Origin of the sequence: Halobacillus andaensis (genome assembly GCF_014636475.1) — a bacterium.
Classification (GTDB): domain Bacteria; phylum Bacillota; class Bacilli; order Bacillales; family Halobacillaceae; genus Halobacillus_A; species Halobacillus_A andaensis.
The window spans coordinates 352,851-371,862 of sequence record NZ_BMEL01000003.1 but is presented as its reverse complement, the minus strand read 5'-3'; the positions used below and the strand labels follow the sequence as shown (position 1 = coordinate 371,862).

Here is a 19,012-nt window from a genome sequence, read left to right as displayed (position 1 = left end):
AATGGCGAAAGTCTATTTAGTAGGAGCAGGACCTGGAGACCCGGGATTAATAACAGTTAAGGGAATGAAGGCAATTGAAAGGGCTGACGTCATTCTCTATGATCGACTCGTCAATGAAGAGCTGCTGGAATATGCTTCAAAGGGAGCCCAACTGATTTTCTGCGGCAAGCAGCCGGACCAGCACACGTTGCGTCAAGAGAACATTAATGAGCTGCTCTGGCAATATGCCAAGAAAAATAAAGTCGTTACACGTTTAAAAGGAGGAGATCCCTTCATTTTTGGTCGTGGAGGAGAAGAAGCGGCGGTCTTAAGTGAAAAAGGAATTGAGTTTGAAATCATACCTGGGATTACGTCGGGCTCAGCAGCCCCCGCTTACGCTGGTATTCCTCTAACACACCGTGAGCTAAGTTCTTCTGTTACTTTTGTATCTGGAGTAAATCCGCAAGAAGACGTTGCAGCCTACTGGACGAATTTAGCCCGCCATAAAGGTACGCTTTGCATTTATATGGGCGTAAAAAAGTTCCCTCATACGTGTGAACAGCTCATCACTCATGGAATGGACCCGGATATGCCCGTGGCTATTATTCATTGGGGGACAACTCAAGAGCAGAAGACCGTGACGGGAACATTAGCTTCCATTCATACGAGGTTACATGAAGTATCGAATCCATCAATGATTGTGATAGGTGAAGTAGTGAGACTACGCGAGAGCTTACAATGGTTTGAGAAAGAGCCTCAGCCCATCATTTCATCTGTCATATAATAAGAGGGAGAATTGGTATGCAAGGAATACTTTACGTTAGTCATGGCACCAGATATGATAAAGGTAAACAGGAAGCGATTGAATTTTTAACTGACATTCAACCCTCTGTTGATGCACCTTTACAGCAAATTTGCTTTCTTGAAATTAGTGAGCCTGATGTTCAAGAAGGAGTACGTAAGTTAATCGATGCAGGAGCGACCTCTATTTCCGTCGTTCCCATTTTACTTTTAACTGCAGGACATGCTTTAAAAGACATTCCAATCGAACTTAAGAAAGTGAAAGAAATTTATCCGTGGCTTGAACTAACTTATGGCGAACCCCTGGGTGTGCAAGAGAGAATCATAGATGTAGCGGTCGATCGCATCGAAGAAGCTTCGTCACTAACAGACGATACGACGATTTTATTAGTTGGAAGAGGAAGTTACGATCCAGCTACGAAGCGTGATATCGAATACATTGCTCAATCGGTAGAGGGACGTTTACATGTTCGTGTTGAAACAGCTTATTTAGCTGCCATAGAGCCTAAGTTTAATGATATCATTGAAGAATGGCCTCGCAGTTCTCGACTGGTGGTCGTTCCTTACTTATGGTTTGATGGTCTGCTTATTCAATCGATGGAGAAAAAAGTATCCAGCCTGCAACAAGATGGTGTGGAAATTTCGCTCTGCCGGCCGCTAGGTGACCATACAAACATGAAACGCGCTCTTATTGATAGAGTAAATGAATCATTTGATTTCCCATTCGTCGTTGTTGAGGCGAAAGACTGACTTCTTTGGAGGCATGCAGATGACAAAGCTTACTGGAAAAACCATTGCAATAGCCGCTGACCGACAAGCTGAATCCATTGAGGAACTTATACGCAAGCAAGGCGGCACGCCAATTACACAATCGATTCAAGGACAAAAAGTACTTAATGAAAAAGAAGCAGAAGAAGATGTAGCGAAGCTCATTAAATCCAAGTTCAACTACGTGATATTAACGACAGGAATAGGCGCAAGAGCACTAGAGGAAGCGGCTGAAAGGCTTGGTCGTCAAGAAGAGTACATTCAAGCTTTGCAAGAAACAAAGCTTGCCATTCGTGGAAGTAAAACGGTGAAGTGGTTAAAGGAAAAAGGGTTGGAGCCAACTATTGTCTCTGACGACGGAACGATGAATGAATTAGTGCAAGAACTTGACCAAGTCAATATAGAAGGCGACTCGTTTTTTCTTCAGCAATACAATAAGAATGAGCCGGCGATTCTTAATAAATTGAACACTTTGCCGATCAATCTTTATCAATCACTGCCTTATCATTACATCGAACCTAAAAAAGAAACAGTACATCATTTAAAGCAATTAATCTTTGAACAAAAGGTGGATGCCGTCGTTTTCACAAGCAAAACGCAAGTGCAAAATCTATTTCAAACGCTGAGTGAGAAGCTGAGTTCTGCTTTTAATCAAGAGGTTACTGCTGTTGCCATAGGAAGCGTCACAGCAGATGAGCTTCGCAGTCATGGAATAACTCATGTGCTTGAGCCTGATAAGCCTAAAATGGGAGCGATGATTATCGCCTTAAGCCGTTATTACCAACAGCATGCATAGAATGAAAGCCCATTCCCTGTCATAAGGGGGATGGGCTTATCTATTGGATCGAATATAATGAAGCATGTCGTTTTGCTTTTGTTGATCAAAAAAATCTTCCTCTACGAGCTGTCGGAGAATTTGCCTTCTTCTAGTCATGGAAAAGGAGGACTGCTTCAATTGCACGCGGGCTTCAAAAAGAAAGTTTACATAGTCCTCATAGCTTTGGTCGTATTGTTCTTCTAAGTCCTTTTTAATTCGAGCGGCTAATATAGGACTCGCCCCAGCTGTGGAAACACTGATGGATAGTCTGCCACGCTGAAAATGGCTTGGAAATTGAACGTTTCCATCTGCTGCCTGTTCTACTGTATTCATGAGCGCGTTTTTAGGAGCTGCCTCAATTACTTGTTGATTAACGAGGGAGTCGTTCGTTGCGGCAATGATCAGAAACGAACCGTTAACATCATCTGGGGAAAAACGCTTTTTCTTCCAGTGAATTTGATCGTTTTCGTAAAGAGAACGTATGCCAGAAGTGACTTCAGGACTGACAACCTCAATCAGCGCATGGCCGCTTAACAAATTATAAATCCTTCGCTCCGCAATTTTCCCCCCGCCAACAACTGTTACATGTTGACCCGCTACATCAACCATTAATGGAATTCCGCTCACTTCTGATCATCCTTTTTTCTTTCAGTGTACCAGAAAAGGTACCAGGTACACATGGTTGCCTTTTGTGTACCTGGTACCTTTTATAAAATAATTTTTTTCGCAATGTCCGTATAGTGACGGGGGGGTGTTCCTTCGAATACGGTGGACCCTTTTTCATCAGGAATGGAAATAGGAATCTTTCCTAGTAATTGGGTATCCAGTGTCTCTGCCAGCGCAGGGCCGCCGCCCTCTCCGAAAATATGGTAGCGTTCGTCTAAATCAGGTGGCGAGAAATAGGACATGTTTTCGATGACACCTAAAATTTTATTTCCGGATTTCTGTGCCATTGTTCCCGCCCTTTCTGCCACGTGGACAGCTGCCGGATGAGGGGTAGTCACAATAATTTCCTGACAGTCAGGCAGTTTTTGGTGCATGTCCAAGGCTACATCCCCTGTTCCAGGAGGTAAGTCAAGAATGGTGTAGTCCGTCTCTCCCCAGAGAACATCATCAAAAAAGTGGTCGAGCACTTTTCCTAACATCGGACCGCGCCACACTACAGGAGCATTTTCATTTACGAGAAAGCCCATCGACATCACTTTTATATCCTGAAATCCGACGGGAATCATTTTGTTATTTAATGTTTTTGGCTTAGCTTCCAGGTTTAAAATCTTTGGAATGCTGAAGCCATAAATATCAAGATCGATAAGAGCCGTCTTTTTCCCCATATGCGCCAATGATAATGCTAAATTCACAGCTACGGTAGACTTTCCGACTCCTCCTTTTCCACTCGCTACGGCAATTACATTTCCTTTTAACAACAAACCCACTCTCCTCTTTTGAAGGTCTGATTTTATTGTATAGAAGCTCACATTTCCAAGCTGTGACAAAGGTCACAGCTTATTTCTATAGAAGAACGCAGATTTCCGTAAGTTCACAAAATGGGAACTAAATTTTTCTCATCCAAACCAAGGAGTGTGAGGAATGTCACAGTCTTAGAAGGAAGAGCTCTATAGAATGAGAGGTACACAACAACAGAAAAAATGTAAAGAGAGAGGAGATCAACATGTCAAAGCTTGAACGATCCTTTTACTCAAAAGTAAGCATGTATTCCTTTTTTGTCGTACTCATTCTCGTTTTATCCATATGGATAGGAACCGGGCAATTCACTCATATAGATCTAATGCTATTTGGTTATTTGATCGCTTCATTTGTGTTTGCCATCGGAATTACGATTCGCATGTGCTCCTGGGCACTGCGTCCAGCCACCCATCAAGTTCTAAAAAGAAGCTTTGCCAATATGAAGAAGAAAACACACGCCAAGCGGAACTTAATTTCCATTTTACGTACCGCCTTTGAGAATATCTTTCTGCAAAAATTTATCTTTAAACGGGGCATCTATAGAGGGATCACCCATTGGTTAATTGCCTGGGGATGTATCGGATCATTTGCGATCACGTTTGGTCTTGTGTTTGGATGGATGCACTTTAAACTAGTGGATCCTCATACGTATCAAATTATTGTGATGGACATTCCGACTCTTAAAATGCCTGCCCACGGCATACTCGCTGAGCTTATTTACAACGGGTTAAATATTACAGCAATGATGGTGCTTATCGGTGTAACGATGGCTTTAATACGAAGGTCGAAAAGCCAGGATGTTAAGGTCACCCAACGAGTAGAATTTGACTTACTGCCTCTCTATGTATTGCTGGCAGTGACAGTAACCGGGTTAGTGTTAACTCTTTCTTATAAGTTCTTAGGAGGTTTCTTACACCCGCAACTTTCTTTAATCCATCAAATTACTGTCGTCATGTTTCTCGTCTATTTTCCATTCGGAAAACTATTTCATTTACCAATTCGCCCGCTGGCAACGGCCGTCCCTATGGATTATCAAGGTCAAATCCAGAGAGACACAAGAGCTTGTAAACGATGCAGCACCCTCTATAGTGATGATGATCAAATCGAAGATGTAAAGGCGATTCTAGGGGTGCAAAGTTTTGACTTACAGTTAGCTGATGGAACATATTTAGCAGATTATTGTCCTGCGTGCCGTCGGCGGTTGCGCGTAATGAAGCAATTAAATATGGAAAATGATAAAGGAAATCCTTATGGTCCGATTCAAACAATGAATGATGTTCAAGTACCCGGCTTTGGAAGAAAAAGATCGGAATCTTACTATGAAGAGAAAAGAGGCGATGAGAATGACTGATTTCATGGTGAAAAAAGGAGTAAAAAACCTCCATCGTGAAGGAGAGAAACTTATAACTACACATTGCAGCTATTGCGGGATGCAATGCGGCATGCATATTCGAGTCAACGAAAAAACCGGAAAAATTGCTGGCGTGGAACCTAGGTACGACTGGCCGGTAACGAACGGAAAGCTTTGTCCAAAGGGAGTTACGGCTTATCAGCAAATTGACCATAAAGAAAGAATTAAACGCCCATTAATTAAGAAGAATGGAAAATTCGTAGAAAGCAGCTGGGAGGAAGCTCTCTCCTTAATAGAAGAGAAATTCACTGAAACTCAAGCGAAACACGGAAAGGATGCTCTATCCGTTTTCGGCGGCGTATCGATGACGAATGAAAAATGTTATTTAGTAGGGAAGTATGCACGTGTAGCCTTAGGTACAAGATTTATAGATTACAATGGGAGATTTTGCATGAGCTCTGCGGCCGGAGGATTTATAAAGACATTCGGAGTAGATCGAGGGTCCACGCTGCCATGGCCGGAGCTTGAACATAGTGACTGTTTCTTAATTGCTGGTTCAAATACAGCAGAATGTCATCCGACAAGTATTCAATGGTTTTGGAAAGCTCGAGATAAAGGGGCGAAAATGATTGTTATTGACCCTCGTGAAACGCCAACGGCTAGAATTGCGGATGTCCACATTGATTTAAAGCCGGGAACGGATTCAGCGCTGGCCAATGGACTGCTTCACCTCATTATCAAAGAGGGCTATGTAGATGAAAAATATGTGGCCGAGCGATGCAATAACTATAAAGAGCTGCAAGAATCAGTTGAAACTTTTACTCCAGAATATACAGCAGAAATTACAGGAGTTGCTGTTGAAAAAATTATAAAGGCTGCTCGAATGTATGGAGCATCTAAACGCTCGGTCGTCATGTTTGCCAGAGGAGTCGAGCAGCAGTCAAAAGGTGTAGATAATGTAACTTTATATACGTCCCTTGCCCTTTTAAGAGGACAAATAGGTAAGTTTGCTTCGGGAGTCGCCACATTCACTGGCCAAGGAAATGGTCAAGGAGGACGGGAGCACGGACAGAAAGCAGATTTATTGCCGGGGTATCGCAAATTAACTGATCCAGAGGCTGTAAAATACATTTCTAACGTGTGGGGTATCGATCCGAAAGATATGCCTAAGCCCGGAGTTTCAGCGTTTGAAATGTTTGATGAAGTACAAAAAGGAAACATTCGAGCCATGCACGTGATCTGTAGTAATCCTGCTGTATCCGCCCCTCATACGGAGTATGTATGGGATTCATTCAAAAAGCTGGATTTCATGGTAGTGAATGACTTCTTTTTATCGGAAACAGCGGAATTTGCAGACGTTGTGCTGCCAGCTACTACATGGGCTGAAGATGAAGGAACCACTACGAATTTAGAAGGCAGAGTGATTCATATACGTAAAGTAACTGAGCCTCGTCATGAATCAAAGCCCGACTGGATGATCCTTAGTGAGATTGCAAAGAGAATGGGGAAAGGCAAGCATTTTCAATACGAAACACCGAAGCAAATCTTCGAGGAACTAAGAATAGCGACGAAAGGCGGCAAAGCTGATTATCATGGCATTACGTACGATCGGATTGACCGGGAAGATGGAGTGTTTTGGCCTTGTCCTGAAGAAGATCACCCAGGTACACCAACAATGTTTAAAGAACGATTTGCTACACCTGATGGGAAAGCGAATTTACCTGTGGTCGCTTGGAAAGAGCCAGGAGAGACACCAACTAAGAAATATCCGCATATTTTAACGACGGGTCGAGTTGTTTACCATTATTTATCTGGAACACAAACGAGAAGAATAGACTTTTTAATGGAACAGTGTCCACTTCCATATGTAGAAATGCATCCTGAAATGGCAAGTCAATATAATATGCAAGAGGGAGAAACGATTCAGTTGACAACTGCCAGAAGCTCGATGAAAACGGAAGTGAAGTTAACGAAGGCCATACGAAAGGATACTCTTTTTATTCCTTATCACTGGGGAAAAGAATTGGCCGTCAATCAACTGACCAATCCATGTTTAGATCCTATATCCAGAATGCCTGAGTTTAAAGTTTGTGCGGTAAAAATTGAAAAAATTTATGAGCAGGAGGGGATCAAATGAATAAAATTATGTACCTTGAGTTTGAACGCTGCATCGGTTGCAGAGCTTGCCAGGCTGCCTGTAGAGAGTGTGGGGATCATGATGCGAAAGAGCGTAACTTCGTAGAATATGTTGATTTTATGGAAAGCAGACAAACGTATCCAATGCTTTGTATGCAATGTAAAGATCCGGCTTGCGCAAGAGTGTGTCCCGCTAATGCAATTCAAATAACGGATGACGGTGTGGTGCTTTCTGCAATGGAAGAGAAGTGCATTGGCTGTCGCAATTGTACATTCGGCTGTCCATTTGGCATCCCGAAGTTCGATTTTGAAGAAAATAAAATGTACAAATGCGATATGTGTTATGACCGTTCTCAGCACGATATTGCTCCAATGTGTGCCTCTGTATGCCCTAGTGAAGCTATCCGTTTTATTGATTTTGACGAGATGCAGGCTTTACGCCGTCAACGTTCACAAATGAACCTGGTAGAAGGGAAAAAACCAACAGAGCAAGACAAGTGGCAGTATGTTCCAGAATTTTTCGGAGTATATACAAGCGATGAATAGAGGAGGTGCCTGATTTGAAAGATAAAAGAAATAAACCCTATACGGAAAGTGATATGGTCAACCTTGTCAATAATGTTAATAGACAAGAAGATTTAAGGTATAACCGCCGCTCTTTTTTAAAAGCAGCGGCTGGGACTTCCATCGCATTAGGATTATCTACTCTTCCATTTTCTGTGAAGGCTATGGTCGACACGTTTGAAGATGAGGAGAACAGACAGGAAATTACGAAGCTGGCCGATCTGCCAAAAGGATCTTCCATTGAATTTCATTATCCGACCGAGGAAGAATCGGCTCTGCTTGTTCATACAAAAGCTGGAGAGTTGAAAGCTTATAACAATGCTTGTACCCATTTAATGTGTCCTGTTTTTTATGAAGAAAAAGATGAAGTACTGCTTTGTCCATGCCATAAAGGATATTTTGACTTAAACAATGGCCATCCCATTGCAGGCCCTCCTCAACGTGAGCTGCCCATGATTGAAGTGGAAGTGAAAAATGGTACGGTTTATGCAGTAGATAGGAAGTATCGTCATGGGTAATAAGATTTGCTGGATCGTCATATTACTGACGTTAGCCATAAATGTAATGTTGCTGCAATGGACGATAAACGCTTACCTTGGTCATGAATTCGAACGTGTCTTTTTATATAGTTTGCTAGCATGCGGGTCTGCTAGTGTGACTCTGATTACAGTACTTATTTGGAGAAAAAAAGAATATCAGTAATAAAAAAAGATAACAGGCTGAGACAAAACTTAATAAAGCATAAAATCATCCGAACGATTTTGCAGAAATCAGTTCGGATGATTTATGTTAAAGAGAATTTATACCAACGCTCCGTCAAAACACTCGCTTTCCGTGGGCAAAGTCTCAGCTTCCTCGGAAAGCAAAGAGCGCTTTCCTGCGGGATCTTCGGCTCGTGCTATTCCCACAGGAGTCTTCGTATTTTGATTACGCTAGTGATCTACGTTTATACGAATGTTTGTTTTTTGACATCACTGCTTTACTTATGTCCCATTCTCTTCTCTATATAAGGTAACAACTGAATTCATTTCTATTTCTAAATAAACTCTCCAGTAGGTTCAATTTGAAGGTTTTTTCCTGTTACTTTTTGCTCTCCAAATGTGGTGAGTATGACACACTCTTTCACTTCAAAATGGGGAGAGCTTTCCTCTTCTGTATACTCAAGTAATATCCCGCGAACCTCACGTACTTCCACTTTTTGTCCTTTCAAGGAGCGGTGTCTTGCTCTTAATAGAAAGTCTTTCCATCTGTGCCATCGTTTTATAAGAAAAGCCGTTTCACCGTTTTCTAGGTAGCCCATAAATGCTTGACTATCGTCGATGCTAGTTTTTAGTACTTCAGAAAGACTGCTAAGGGCATCATGGATCATTTGAAACTCAGCGAGCTCTAAATCCTCGGGAATGGTGAAAAGCAAATGGGATTCTTTCTCTACCCAGACCGCAGTAATAGCTGCACTGCCTTTTCCCATTTCCTTTCTAAATACATAAGATCCATCTGATTTCTTGAAAAAACCCGCTTGATCTAATGAACCGTCTATCGATAACTGCCTGTTTACTGGAATAATAACCTTTAGCAATACGACTCCACCTTTTCAATTTACTGTAATTCTACCAAACAGGGTCTCTTTCACGTGTGATAATGATCACAGATGGTGTACCTGATGGTGTACCAGGTACAGAAAGTGGCATGGAGTGTACCAGGTACGCCGATGAGAAAAATATGTACCAGGTACACCTTAAGTCTTATTCAAATTTACTTCTCCAGGTCGTTATGGGGAAAGGAGAACTCCTTTACGCTATAAAAGAGCTAGTTCATTTACTAGCCTGACAGATCGAGGAGGGGAATCATCATATGTTTTTAGCTTTTAAAGAGCTGAACCAGTCAAAGTTTAAGTACGCGCTTATTGGGATTATTATGACCGCCATTTTGTTTCTTGTCTTTTTTATTAATGGATTGGCCTCTGGACTTTCGACAGCGGACAGCTCCTCACTTCAAAATCTTCCTGCTGACTATGTCGTGATGGACGATGATGCAGAAGGGAATATCATGAAGTCGGAAATTGAAAAGGGGGAAATAAAAAATATTGAGGATGAGATTGATGGCGACCATACATCACCTCTAGCGATTCAAATGTCTTCTATTGAAAAAGAAGAAGAAAAATCAGACGTAGTCTTTTTTGCATTGAATACGGAAGAAGTATCTGGTCCGAAAGTTACTGAAGGTCTTTCAATCAATGAGCTGAGGGGAAATGAAGTGATCATTGATGAAGGAATAAAAAATCAAGGCTATCGGTTAGGGGATTCTTTTACAGATACGAATTTAGAAGAAGAATTTGTAATTGCCGGCTTTACAGAAAAGCAAACCTATAGTCACTTGCCTGTCGTCCATACAAGTTACGACTATTGGGAAGAGCAGGAATACTTTTCTCAAGATGTAATGAACGCCTATTTGTATGAAGGAGAGAAGCAGGATGTCAGCGGGTTTAATACTTTTACAATAGATGAAACCGTTAGCTCAATGCCTGGCTATTCTGAAACTCAAGGATCCTTGCTCATGATGGTAAGTTTCTTATTTTTCATCGCAGCTTTTGTGTCTACTGTCTTTTTCTACGTATTGACGATACAGAAAACTCATCAGTTCGGTATTTTAAAAGCCATTGGAGCTTCAACTGGTTACATTGCAAAAAGTATTGTGCTCCAAGTTATTTTAATTACTTGTATTAGTTTTACCTTCAGTTTGGCAGGTGTATATTTCATGACTCAAATATTGCCTCAAGATATGCCGTTTGAGTTGTCTGTTGAAATCATTTCGTTGACAGGTGTGATCTTTTTAGCACTCAATTTACTAGGTTCATTGGTTTCGATTATTAAAGTGTCAAAAGCGGATCCATTAGAAGCGATAGGGAGGGTGGAATAATGCTGAAAGTCGAACAAATTTCCAAAAAATTCACGGATGGAGATACCTCTGTACAAGTATTAAAAGATGTGTCATTAGAAGTGGAAACAGGTGAACTTGTAGCGATTGTAGGCCCATCTGGCTCAGGGAAGAGCACGCTTTTATCTATAATTGGTGCGTTACTAAGTCCGTCAGATGGACGAGTTTCTATTAATAAGGAAGATATCTCAACCTACTCATCTAAAAATCTGTCAGCTGTAAGATTGAATAAGATTGGTTTCATTTTTCAATCGTCAAATTTAGTACCTTTTCTAACAGTGGAGAATCAACTGCTCCTCGTAAGGGATATGAAAAAGAATCGGGATCGAAAGAGTAAAGAAAGAGCGAGCCAACTTATATATGATCTAGGTCTTAGTCATCGGTCAACAAGTCAAATTAACCAGCTTTCCGGCGGAGAGAAACAGCGAGTTGCGATCGCAAGAGCTTTTATGAATGATCCAGATCTCATTTTAGCAGACGAACCAACGGCAAGCCTGGATTCCGAACGTGGAAGGAAAGTGGTCGAAATGCTATCCAAAGAAGTGAAAGAAAAGAACAAAGCTGCGCTCATGGTAACGCACGATGAACGTATGTTAGAAGTCTGTGATCGAGTATTGTATATAGAAGATGGAAGAATAAAAAGTTAGATTGAGAGAGAGCGTACCAGGTACGCGGAAAGCAAAAACCGGTACCAGGTACACACTCAGTAATATAGTGTACCTGGTACACAAAACATCACAAAAAAAGGATTTTATCGTGGGGGCGTCGAAGAATTAGAGTAATATTTATATTCTTAAAGAATAGAGGGGCTTCCATGCTTAATTCTAAAAGAAATGTTGTTATTGCCCTGTTGCTCGTGTTGCTTTGTATAGGTGTAATTTATCAATGGATGAATACAGGTAAGGAGTTAGAAGCCTCAAAAGACACCATGCATTACGTGAATGTAGAAGATTTTGGAGCTAAAGCAAACGATGAACAAGATGACTCAAAAGCAATTCAAGAAGCTATTGATTATAGTGTTGAGAATAATATAAGTGAAGTTCGATTAAATGGAAACAGAGACTATAATATAGAGCGAAGTATTATTCTGAAAAGTGATATACAAATGAAGCTGGGTACAACGACTAGACTTTTAGTTGAGGGGGATTTTCGCGTCATAGAAATTATGAAAAACGCAGGGATAACTGGTGGGATCATAGAAATTACCGATGATAATTTTAATTCAGAAGTAGTATATCTAAGTGGAAGTCAGAAGTTCTGGTCTTGGGAGAAAACCAGTATAGAAGAATTATCTATTATTAATTCCAGTGGTTCCAACAAAGGCTTAGGTTTAATGCTGCATGCGGAAAAAAGTGATCATCACATCAGCTTTGTTAATTTTATCAATATAAATATTGTAGGGTTTCACACGGGAGTGAAACTTCAAGCTGATAAGCCAGAGAACCAATATAGTTTCGTTAATGGGAACCGCTTTGCGAATTTTACTTTAGATAATTGTGTTCATTTTATAGAATTCCAAAGCTCTATTACGGTCCCAAACGAAGTATCAGGAAACCAATTTACAGGTTTACAGATCCAGCCCAGTGAATCAACAGAGAAAATATTGACTGTTACGGGCTCAGATAATTATTTTGAAGGTATGATATGGGATCCAGAGGAGTATATACAAGATAATCAACTGATCGAATTTACTGAGGAATCGATGAGAAATAAGCTGGAAAGTAATTTAAATGCTAATAAAGTAAATGATTTGGGAGACGCAAATTCCATTCTCGCTCGAAACAATAGTGCCGAGTGAGATTATTTTTTAAGGTTTTGTTCTCTAAAAGAAACATAAAATTAAGTAAAACAGAGTTATTTTAAGAAATTTAAAGATATTGTTCTTTAAATAGAATAAAATCGCGTTTTTTGACGATTTATTAATATTGTCATATCCTTTATAATCTACTTAATATTCTTTATAAAGAACGAAAGATACGTTAAAACAAATGAGAGGTGATTAGAATGAAGGTATTAGTAACTGGTGGAGCAGGTTTTATTGGATCCCATATAGCTGAAGAGTTATTAAAGCAACACTATGAAGTAGTTGTTGTCGATAATTTAATAACTGGAAATCGTGAGAATATACCTCTAGGCGTCACATTCTATCAGGCAGATGTCAGAGAAGATTTAAGTGAAATATTCACTAAAGAAAAGCCTGATTTTGTTATTCATCAAGCTGCTCAAGTTTCTGTAGCCCATTCAATGAACCAACCAATCTATGATAGTGAAGAAAATATTATTTCGACAATCAATTTGTTAGAAGCCAGCGTAAATCATAACATAAAAAAATTTGTATTTGCTTCTTCAGCTGCTCTATATGGAAATCCAGAATATCTAGCTATAGATGAGAAACACGTGGTTAATCCAATTTCCTTCTATGGGTTGTCTAAATTAAACGCAGAATCTTATATTCAATTATTCTCGCGCTTATATGGTCTGTCCTACACCATTTTACGTTACGCCAATGTATATGGCATGAGACAGGATACAAAAGGAGAAGCAGGCGTCGTAGCCATTTTTATTGAGCAAGCTCTCAAAGGCGAAAGTCCTACTATATTTGGCGATGGAGAACAGACGAGAGATTTTGTTTTTGTAAAAGACGTAGCCAAAGCAAATGTTGCTTCCCTTCATAATGGAGACAATGAAGTGATTAATATCAGCAATTGTTCACAAACCTCTGTCTTAGAAATAATCAATAACTTAAGTGAAATTACTGGAAAACCTGTTTCTCCAACTTTCCAGCCAGAGAGACCAGGAGATATTAGGCATAGTTATTTATCAAATTTAAAAGCGCTAAAACTTCTGAATTGGTATCCATCCTATGAATTCTTCCAAGGAATAGAAGAAACGATCGCTTACTATGAAAAAGGACTTATTAAGATATCGTAGGCTGTATTAATTTTAATTAAGAGGTGGAGCAATGATGGAAGAGGGCATGGATATTAAACGCTTTTTTAGAGTTTTGAGACAACGTTTACTTACGATTGCTATAGTTACTCTCTGTGTATTCCTAATTTCAGTTGCAGGAGTTATTTTCATATTAAAACCGTCCTATGAATCAATGGAGAATATTGTAGTAGGAAAGTTAGATAAAGAGAATATGGAGTATGGAAGTACTCAGGAGTTAAACATGCTATTGGCTTCTACTATGGATTTGATAAAAAGTCCAACGGTGCTTAATTCAGTTAAAGCAGATTTTAATTATACTTACGAAGAGCTAGAAGAGAAAATTGTAGTTCAAAACTCAAAGGATTCACAAATCGTTAAAGTAGTAGCAAGGGGAAATGAACCAGAAGAAACCAGGGAGCTGGCTCATCTAGTAGCCTTAACGACCGTCAATAAAATGAACGAACTTCTTAATGTGAAAGATATTATTGTACTTAGCGACCCAGATGATAACCCGCCCGTGGACAAAGTAGGAAGTGTCGAACTAAGCTTGGCGATCGGTATGGCAATAGGCTTACTTCTAGGTGTAGGGGGGGCTTTCTTAAGGGAATATTTTGATGATACGATTCGGAGTTCTCGAGAAATAGAATCACAATTAGGTATTCGCGTATTAGGGGAAGTTACATTCAAAAAAACTTCATCTAAATGGAGTTCTTCCAGGTGGAAGAAAAAAGAAATAGTAAATCAAGATGAGGAAGAGACTCTTAGAAGTCAAAGAGGTGAAATACATGTTCAAGAACACTAAAAAGTTAGGTAAAGCAGCTAAAGAGTCTCGCGCCATTCAAGAAAATTCGGCTTTGACGGAGCAAATAAGGATGATTCATTTTAATTTACAACACACTCTTCTTGAAGATGGAGGGTGCTTGATGGTGACATCAACCGAACGAGAAAAACACCTGTCAGTCATCTCCTCACAATTAGCCGAAGCTTTTGCTGAAGAGGGTTTTAAAGTGTTGCTTGCTGATGTTAACGTAAGTCATCCAACGCTGCATACTTATTATAATATTGAATGTAACTCTGGTTTAGTGAATGCCTTGTTATATGGAGACTGCGTTCTCCAACATATTACTGAAACGGAAATAATGAATTTATCTATCTTACCTGCAGGATGGATTTCAAATAAACCAGCGGGGTTATGGAAGGCTTCACATGTAAAGAGGGTAGTAGAAAGCTGTAAAGAAGAGTTCGATATCGTGATATATAATGCCCCTCCTCTGCTAAATACAGCTGATTCACAAATTCTCCTAAAGTATTGTGACGGTGTCATTGCAGTAGCGGCAGCTAATGCAACAAAAAAAGATCACCTGATTCAATTAAAAGAAGTTGTTTTTAGAGCAGACAACAGATTAAATGGGGTTATTTTAAAAACGAGGTAGCGATGGGAAGAGGGGCTAAAAGCGTGAAAAAGGTAAAAGTGAATATGGAGAAAAACTCAATCGCTCAAAATATCCTTCATTTATTTTATAGTACCGCTCTTTCTAGTACTTTAAATGCGGTAGCACTTATTATATTAGCCTCTTATTTACACTCCTATAATTATGGCTTGTTTAGTGTAGCTTTAGCTTTTGCCATGATTATGGGCTACTTCACCGATGCAGGTCTCAGTGACATTGTCTTAAGAGAAGGGTCTAAAAAAAAAGCTGACGTTTCTATACTGATTTCATCTTATATAAAGTTACGTTTTATTTTACTTGTCTTTACATTCCTGGCAGGCTTCATCATGATCAATCTGTTTAGTAATAATGATGAACTTGTTCGCACCTCTTATTTTCTAACCATTCCGATGGTTACTGGAATAGCCTTGCAAAGCATTGGGACCACATTCTTTCAAATGATTGAGAAGATGCAATATTATGGGTTCATTCGAATTATGTCTGCTTTGTTCCTTGTAAGCACCATATCTTTAGGGATCCTATTTGAACTAGCCCCTGTAACCATTAGTATAATCTACGGATGTTCTTATTTAGCAGCTGGAGTTTTTGGAGTCATATTAGTAACAAGGCGTGTATCCCTTAGATTCAAGGGACCTTTCCATAAGGCACTCTTTCACAATTTAGGAGCGTTTACATTGGGAGGATTGCTCTTTGTACTTCTCCCGCATTTAGGTCCTTTAGTGTTAGAAAAAACGATCTCTTTATCAGAAGTGGGACTGTTTGCTGTTGCTTATCGTATTCCTCAAGCTTTACAACAAATTCCTTTTATCGTAGCAGGGGCTTATTATCCTGTATTATTTCGAGCATTTAATAACAATAGACTTCGGGATCATCTCAACTTTAATTTGGCCCAAATTAAAATTATGGCCCTTATTGGTATGGGAATGACCATTCCTTTTTTTTATATGTCATCCTTCGTTGTTCATTTCCTTTTCGGAGAACAGTGGGCAGAGGCCGCTTTTCCTCTGAAAATTTTGTCCTTGATGTTAACTTTTCAAGCAATAAATATAGCTCTGGCTGACGGTCTAACTACTAGAGGGAAACAAAATACTAGAACGACTATCCAATCCATTTCTATTTTAATAGGCATCATTTTATATGCTGGATTTAGTCGATCATATGGGGTAGTGGGAGCAGCTATCGCAGGAGTGGGCATTGAAGTTTTCTCTTTAATTGGTTTTTTAGTTTGCATCCCGAATAGATGGATAATTGCCAAAAAAGCGATCATTCCGTATACATTGTTTTTTACTTCTAGTCTACTATTAATAGGAAAATGGCTAAGTTCGTATGCTTTATTAGCAAGTTTACTGAATATGCTTCTGTTACTCGTTATCGTTTGGCTGGATCGTGATTTGAGGGTGAAGTGTATCAATTACTTACACACCTTTTTAACGAAAATGAAAGAAAATAGGGAAAACCGGAGGGTTGAAGATGGAATATAGATTAGTTACTCATACTAAACCTCATAAACCCATCGTTTTCTTTCTATTTCTTTTAGTAATGCTTGCTAACTACAATATCTATATCGGTTTTGCCCTTAAACCTTATATGCTGTTTTCTATCTTCTATTTGATTTTTTTTATGAATTATTTTCGCTTCTATAAAATGCAGTTATATGAAATCTTAATGTTATTATTTTATCTTCTTTATTGTTTCACGGGGGTTTTCTCTCTATATCCAGCATCTAGCTTAAGGATATTAATAGGGATCTTTATTTATATAGCATGTTATTTTGTCATGAGGGCTATTTTGGGGAGAACAAATGGAACCATTATAAATCAATCGATTGCTGCTGTAGGAATTCTATTTAACCTCGCAAGCCTTATTTTATATTTTGCAGGGTTAGTCAAGGTTCGTTTCCTTTTTGAAGGAGATCGAATTTATGAATATGGAATGATGCTTGATCGAGATTACCCTAGATTAGTCGGTTTAATGCAAGACCCTAACTTCTTTGTGTTTTATAATACTATATTTTTTGCGTATTACTTAAGTAATACAAAATCTACTATCAACAAACTGGGATTAGCCCTTTGTATCATCACGAATCTTCTTACCTTCTCAAGAGGCGGACTGCTAGTGATGATCATTTTATTAGCTGTGTACATTGTGCTAAACAACCCCATTAAAAATATAAAGTTGATTGTCGGTATTGCTCTTTCTTTAGTTACCACGTTTATCGTTCTAGTAAATATGAACTTCAACCTTTATGAATTACTGTCATCAAGAGTGGAAGCTTCTTCAGAGGATGGGGGGAGCGGGAGGTTAGTACTTTGGGGACGGGCGTGGGATTATTTCACCTCTAATATGTATACGGGTATAGGTGCTTTTAACTTTTCGGACTATAACACGTTTGATTATGGAGATAGTCTCACGGTTCACAATACATTTTTAGACATTTTAGCAGAATCAGGACTCCTTGGAATCTTCTTTTATATGATGTTTATCGCAATAGTATTTGCTCAACTTATTCGTCAAAAAGTTCATCGAACCAATTCTTACTTGTTTCTCACATTCTTAGGCTTCGTTCTTCAAATGGGGTTTTTATCAGTCATTATAAACGACATTTTCTTTTTGTATTTGGCTATCCTTTCGAATCACTTAAATAATCATGTGATTCTTCAGAAAAGTAAAGTGCATCCTGAGTCGATGAGTCCTTTAAGAGGAGGAGTGTATGATGAACGTTTTATTACTGACAGATAAATTAATTATGGGAGGAGCAGAAATATATTTTTGTAAATTAGAAAACTATCTATCTCATAATGAAGCTGCGTTTTTTGCAGCTGCTGGTCAAGGAGAACTTGAACAGCAGATCAAGAATAAAGATCGTTTTTTACCGTTAAGTAGACGGGATCATATTAAGAATCTAAGAGACTTACGTAAGATGATTCTAAAGAACGACATTCATGTTATTCACGCGAATAGTCTCAGAATGGTTCTATATGCTATTTCTCTTCAATCTATGATGAAGGGGCATCGGTTTCATATCATCTATACAAAACATAATGTGACTCGGCTGGAGCAGAGAAACAAGATACTGTTTAACTCTCTTTTGAACAAACATGTAGATCGGATTTTAACAGTAAGTGAGTTTGAGAAAAATAACTTAGAAAAATTGGGTGTTGAGGAAGCCAAGGTTAGGACTGTATATAATGGGGTGGATTTAAATCAATTTGTGTATAGCACCAAGAAACGAACCTCCACCTTTAATGTAGGTATATTAGCGCGATTATCTGAAGAAAAGAATCATGATCTTTTCATGGATATCGCTAATCACTTCCGTAACGATAGCCATTTCCAATTTCATATGGCAGGCGATGGGCCTGAAAAAGAAAGGATTAGAAACCGTATATTATCGGAAGGGTTAAATAATGTAAATATGATGGGAGGAGTAAGTAAGCCTGAAACATTTATTAAAGAAATGGATGTGCTCTTACTGACTTCAAAAAGAGAAATATTCCCCATGGTTATACTTGAAGCTATGGCTTCAGGAACACCAATCATTGCAATTGATAGAGGCGGAATTTCCGAAGCGGTTATTGATCGAAGCACAGGATTCTTAATTAAACAACATGATGTGGTTGAATATAGTCAGAGGATTAAAGAACTAGAGGAAAATGATCTGCTTAGAGAACAAATTTGCTGGAATGCTCGAAAAAGTGCAGAAAAAAACTTTTCACTTGAAAGCATGGTGGAAGAAACGCTGGAAGAGTATTTTAACTGTTACGGCATCGAAAGGAGGAGGACTAAAATTGAAGCTTAAACCATTACGATTTGGTC

The 19,012-nt window shown here is 39.2% G+C and carries 19 protein-coding genes and 1 pseudogene; 17 read left to right on the top strand and 3 right to left on the bottom strand.

Features of this window, described 5'->3' with window-relative positions; genetic code table 11:
- Position 1: 1 nt before the first annotated feature.
- Genes cobA through IEV27_RS13175 form a run of 3 tightly spaced genes read left to right on the top strand, consistent with a single transcriptional unit; the run spans position 2 to position 2,344 of the window.
- On the top strand, positions 2 to 763 hold the full coding sequence (gene cobA / locus IEV27_RS13185) for a uroporphyrinogen-III C-methyltransferase (protein WP_188377960.1): 762 nt from the start codon (positions 2 to 4) through the stop codon (positions 761 to 763).
- 17 nt (positions 764 to 780) lie between these two features.
- A complete protein-coding gene (locus IEV27_RS13180; protein ID WP_188377959.1) occupies positions 781 to 1,530 on the top strand; it encodes a sirohydrochlorin chelatase in 750 nt (249 codons plus the stop codon).
- Between the two features lie 19 nt (positions 1,531 to 1,549).
- Positions 1,550 to 2,344 (top strand): uroporphyrinogen-III synthase, encoded by a 795-nt coding sequence (locus IEV27_RS13175; RefSeq protein ID WP_188377958.1) that lies wholly within the window; start codon positions 1,550 to 1,552, stop codon positions 2,342 to 2,344.
- A 36-nt stretch (positions 2,345 to 2,380) separates the two neighbouring features.
- On the opposite strand, the gene IEV27_RS13170 is transcribed toward IEV27_RS13175, so the two are convergent.
- Positions 2,381 to 2,992, bottom strand: a complete 612-nt coding sequence (locus tag IEV27_RS13170) for an NAD(P)-binding protein (RefSeq protein ID WP_188377957.1) — start codon at positions 2,990 to 2,992, stop codon at positions 2,381 to 2,383.
- Positions 2,993 to 3,155: 163 nt separating this feature from the next.
- Positions 3,156 to 3,771, bottom strand: a pseudogene (locus IEV27_RS13165) (Mrp/NBP35 family ATP-binding protein); the annotation flags it as partial.
- 263 nt (positions 3,772 to 4,034) lie between these two features.
- Here IEV27_RS13165 and IEV27_RS13160 point away from each other — a divergent pair.
- Genes IEV27_RS13160 through IEV27_RS13140 form a run of 5 tightly spaced genes read left to right on the top strand, consistent with a single transcriptional unit; the run spans position 4,035 to position 8,582 of the window.
- Complete coding sequence (locus IEV27_RS13160) at positions 4,035 to 5,180, top strand: MFS transporter (protein ID WP_188377955.1); 1,146 nt, start codon at positions 4,035 to 4,037, stop codon at positions 5,178 to 5,180.
- Entirely contained in the window at positions 5,173 to 7,317 is a 2,145-nt protein-coding gene (gene fdhF, locus IEV27_RS13155; RefSeq protein WP_188377954.1) for a formate dehydrogenase subunit alpha, read from the top strand. The genes IEV27_RS13160 and fdhF overlap by 8 nt, the downstream gene beginning before the upstream one ends.
- Positions 7,314 to 7,862 carry a 4Fe-4S dicluster domain-containing protein gene (locus IEV27_RS13150; RefSeq protein ID WP_188377953.1) on the top strand — a complete coding sequence of 183 codons (549 nt, stop codon included), beginning with the start codon at positions 7,314 to 7,316 and terminating at the stop codon, positions 7,860 to 7,862. Before fdhF ends, IEV27_RS13150 begins: the two co-directional genes overlap by 4 nt.
- A 14-nt stretch (positions 7,863 to 7,876) precedes the next feature.
- Positions 7,877 to 8,398, top strand: a complete 522-nt coding sequence (locus IEV27_RS13145) for a Rieske (2Fe-2S) protein (protein ID WP_229735316.1) — start codon at positions 7,877 to 7,879, stop codon at positions 8,396 to 8,398.
- Entirely contained in the window at positions 8,391 to 8,582 is a 192-nt protein-coding gene (locus IEV27_RS13140; protein ID WP_188377952.1) for a hypothetical protein, read from the top strand. Before IEV27_RS13145 ends, IEV27_RS13140 begins: the two co-directional genes overlap by 8 nt.
- Before the next feature lie 334 nt (positions 8,583 to 8,916).
- Here IEV27_RS13140 and IEV27_RS13135 read toward each other — a convergent pair whose 3' ends face one another.
- Positions 8,917 to 9,456, bottom strand: coding sequence for a hypothetical protein (locus tag IEV27_RS13135; RefSeq protein ID WP_188377951.1), 540 nt, complete (start codon positions 9,454 to 9,456; stop codon positions 8,917 to 8,919).
- A 275-nt stretch (positions 9,457 to 9,731) separates the two neighbouring features.
- On the opposite strand from IEV27_RS13135, the gene IEV27_RS13130 reads away from it, so the two are divergent.
- The 9 genes from IEV27_RS13130 (at position 9,732) to IEV27_RS13090 (ending at position 18,995) form a co-directional block, all read left to right on the top strand.
- A complete protein-coding gene (locus IEV27_RS13130) occupies positions 9,732 to 10,796 on the top strand; it encodes an ABC transporter permease (RefSeq protein ID WP_188377950.1) in 1,065 nt (354 codons plus the stop codon).
- Entirely contained in the window at positions 10,796 to 11,461 is a 666-nt protein-coding gene (locus tag IEV27_RS13125) for an ABC transporter ATP-binding protein (RefSeq protein WP_188377949.1), read from the top strand. Before IEV27_RS13130 ends, IEV27_RS13125 begins: the two co-directional genes overlap by 1 nt.
- A gap of 167 nt (positions 11,462 to 11,628) precedes the next feature.
- Positions 11,629 to 12,612, top strand: coding sequence for a hypothetical protein (locus IEV27_RS13120; RefSeq protein WP_188377948.1), 984 nt, complete (start codon positions 11,629 to 11,631; stop codon positions 12,610 to 12,612).
- A 206-nt stretch (positions 12,613 to 12,818) separates the two neighbouring features.
- A complete protein-coding gene (locus IEV27_RS13115) occupies positions 12,819 to 13,745 on the top strand; it encodes an NAD-dependent epimerase/dehydratase family protein (protein ID WP_188377947.1) in 927 nt (308 codons plus the stop codon).
- 34 nt (positions 13,746 to 13,779) lie between these two features.
- Positions 13,780 to 14,547 (top strand): YveK family protein, encoded by a 768-nt coding sequence (locus tag IEV27_RS13110; RefSeq protein WP_188377946.1) that lies wholly within the window; start codon positions 13,780 to 13,782, stop codon positions 14,545 to 14,547.
- A complete protein-coding gene (locus IEV27_RS13105) occupies positions 14,531 to 15,178 on the top strand; it encodes a CpsD/CapB family tyrosine-protein kinase (protein ID WP_188377945.1) in 648 nt (215 codons plus the stop codon). Before IEV27_RS13110 ends, IEV27_RS13105 begins: the two co-directional genes overlap by 17 nt.
- 23 nt (positions 15,179 to 15,201) lie before the next feature.
- Entirely contained in the window at positions 15,202 to 16,677 is a 1,476-nt protein-coding gene (locus tag IEV27_RS13100; protein ID WP_188377944.1) for an oligosaccharide flippase family protein, read from the top strand.
- A 307-nt stretch (positions 16,678 to 16,984) separates the two neighbouring features.
- The gene (locus IEV27_RS13095) at positions 16,985 to 17,935 is read left to right on the top strand and encodes an O-antigen ligase family protein (RefSeq protein WP_229735314.1); all 951 of its coding nucleotides are present in this window, start codon (positions 16,985 to 16,987) and stop codon (positions 17,933 to 17,935) included.
- A complete protein-coding gene (locus IEV27_RS13090; protein WP_188377942.1) occupies positions 17,910 to 18,995 on the top strand; it encodes a glycosyltransferase family 4 protein in 1,086 nt (361 codons plus the stop codon). The genes IEV27_RS13095 and IEV27_RS13090 overlap by 26 nt, the downstream gene beginning before the upstream one ends.
- Positions 18,996 to 19,012: the final 17 nt, after the last annotated feature.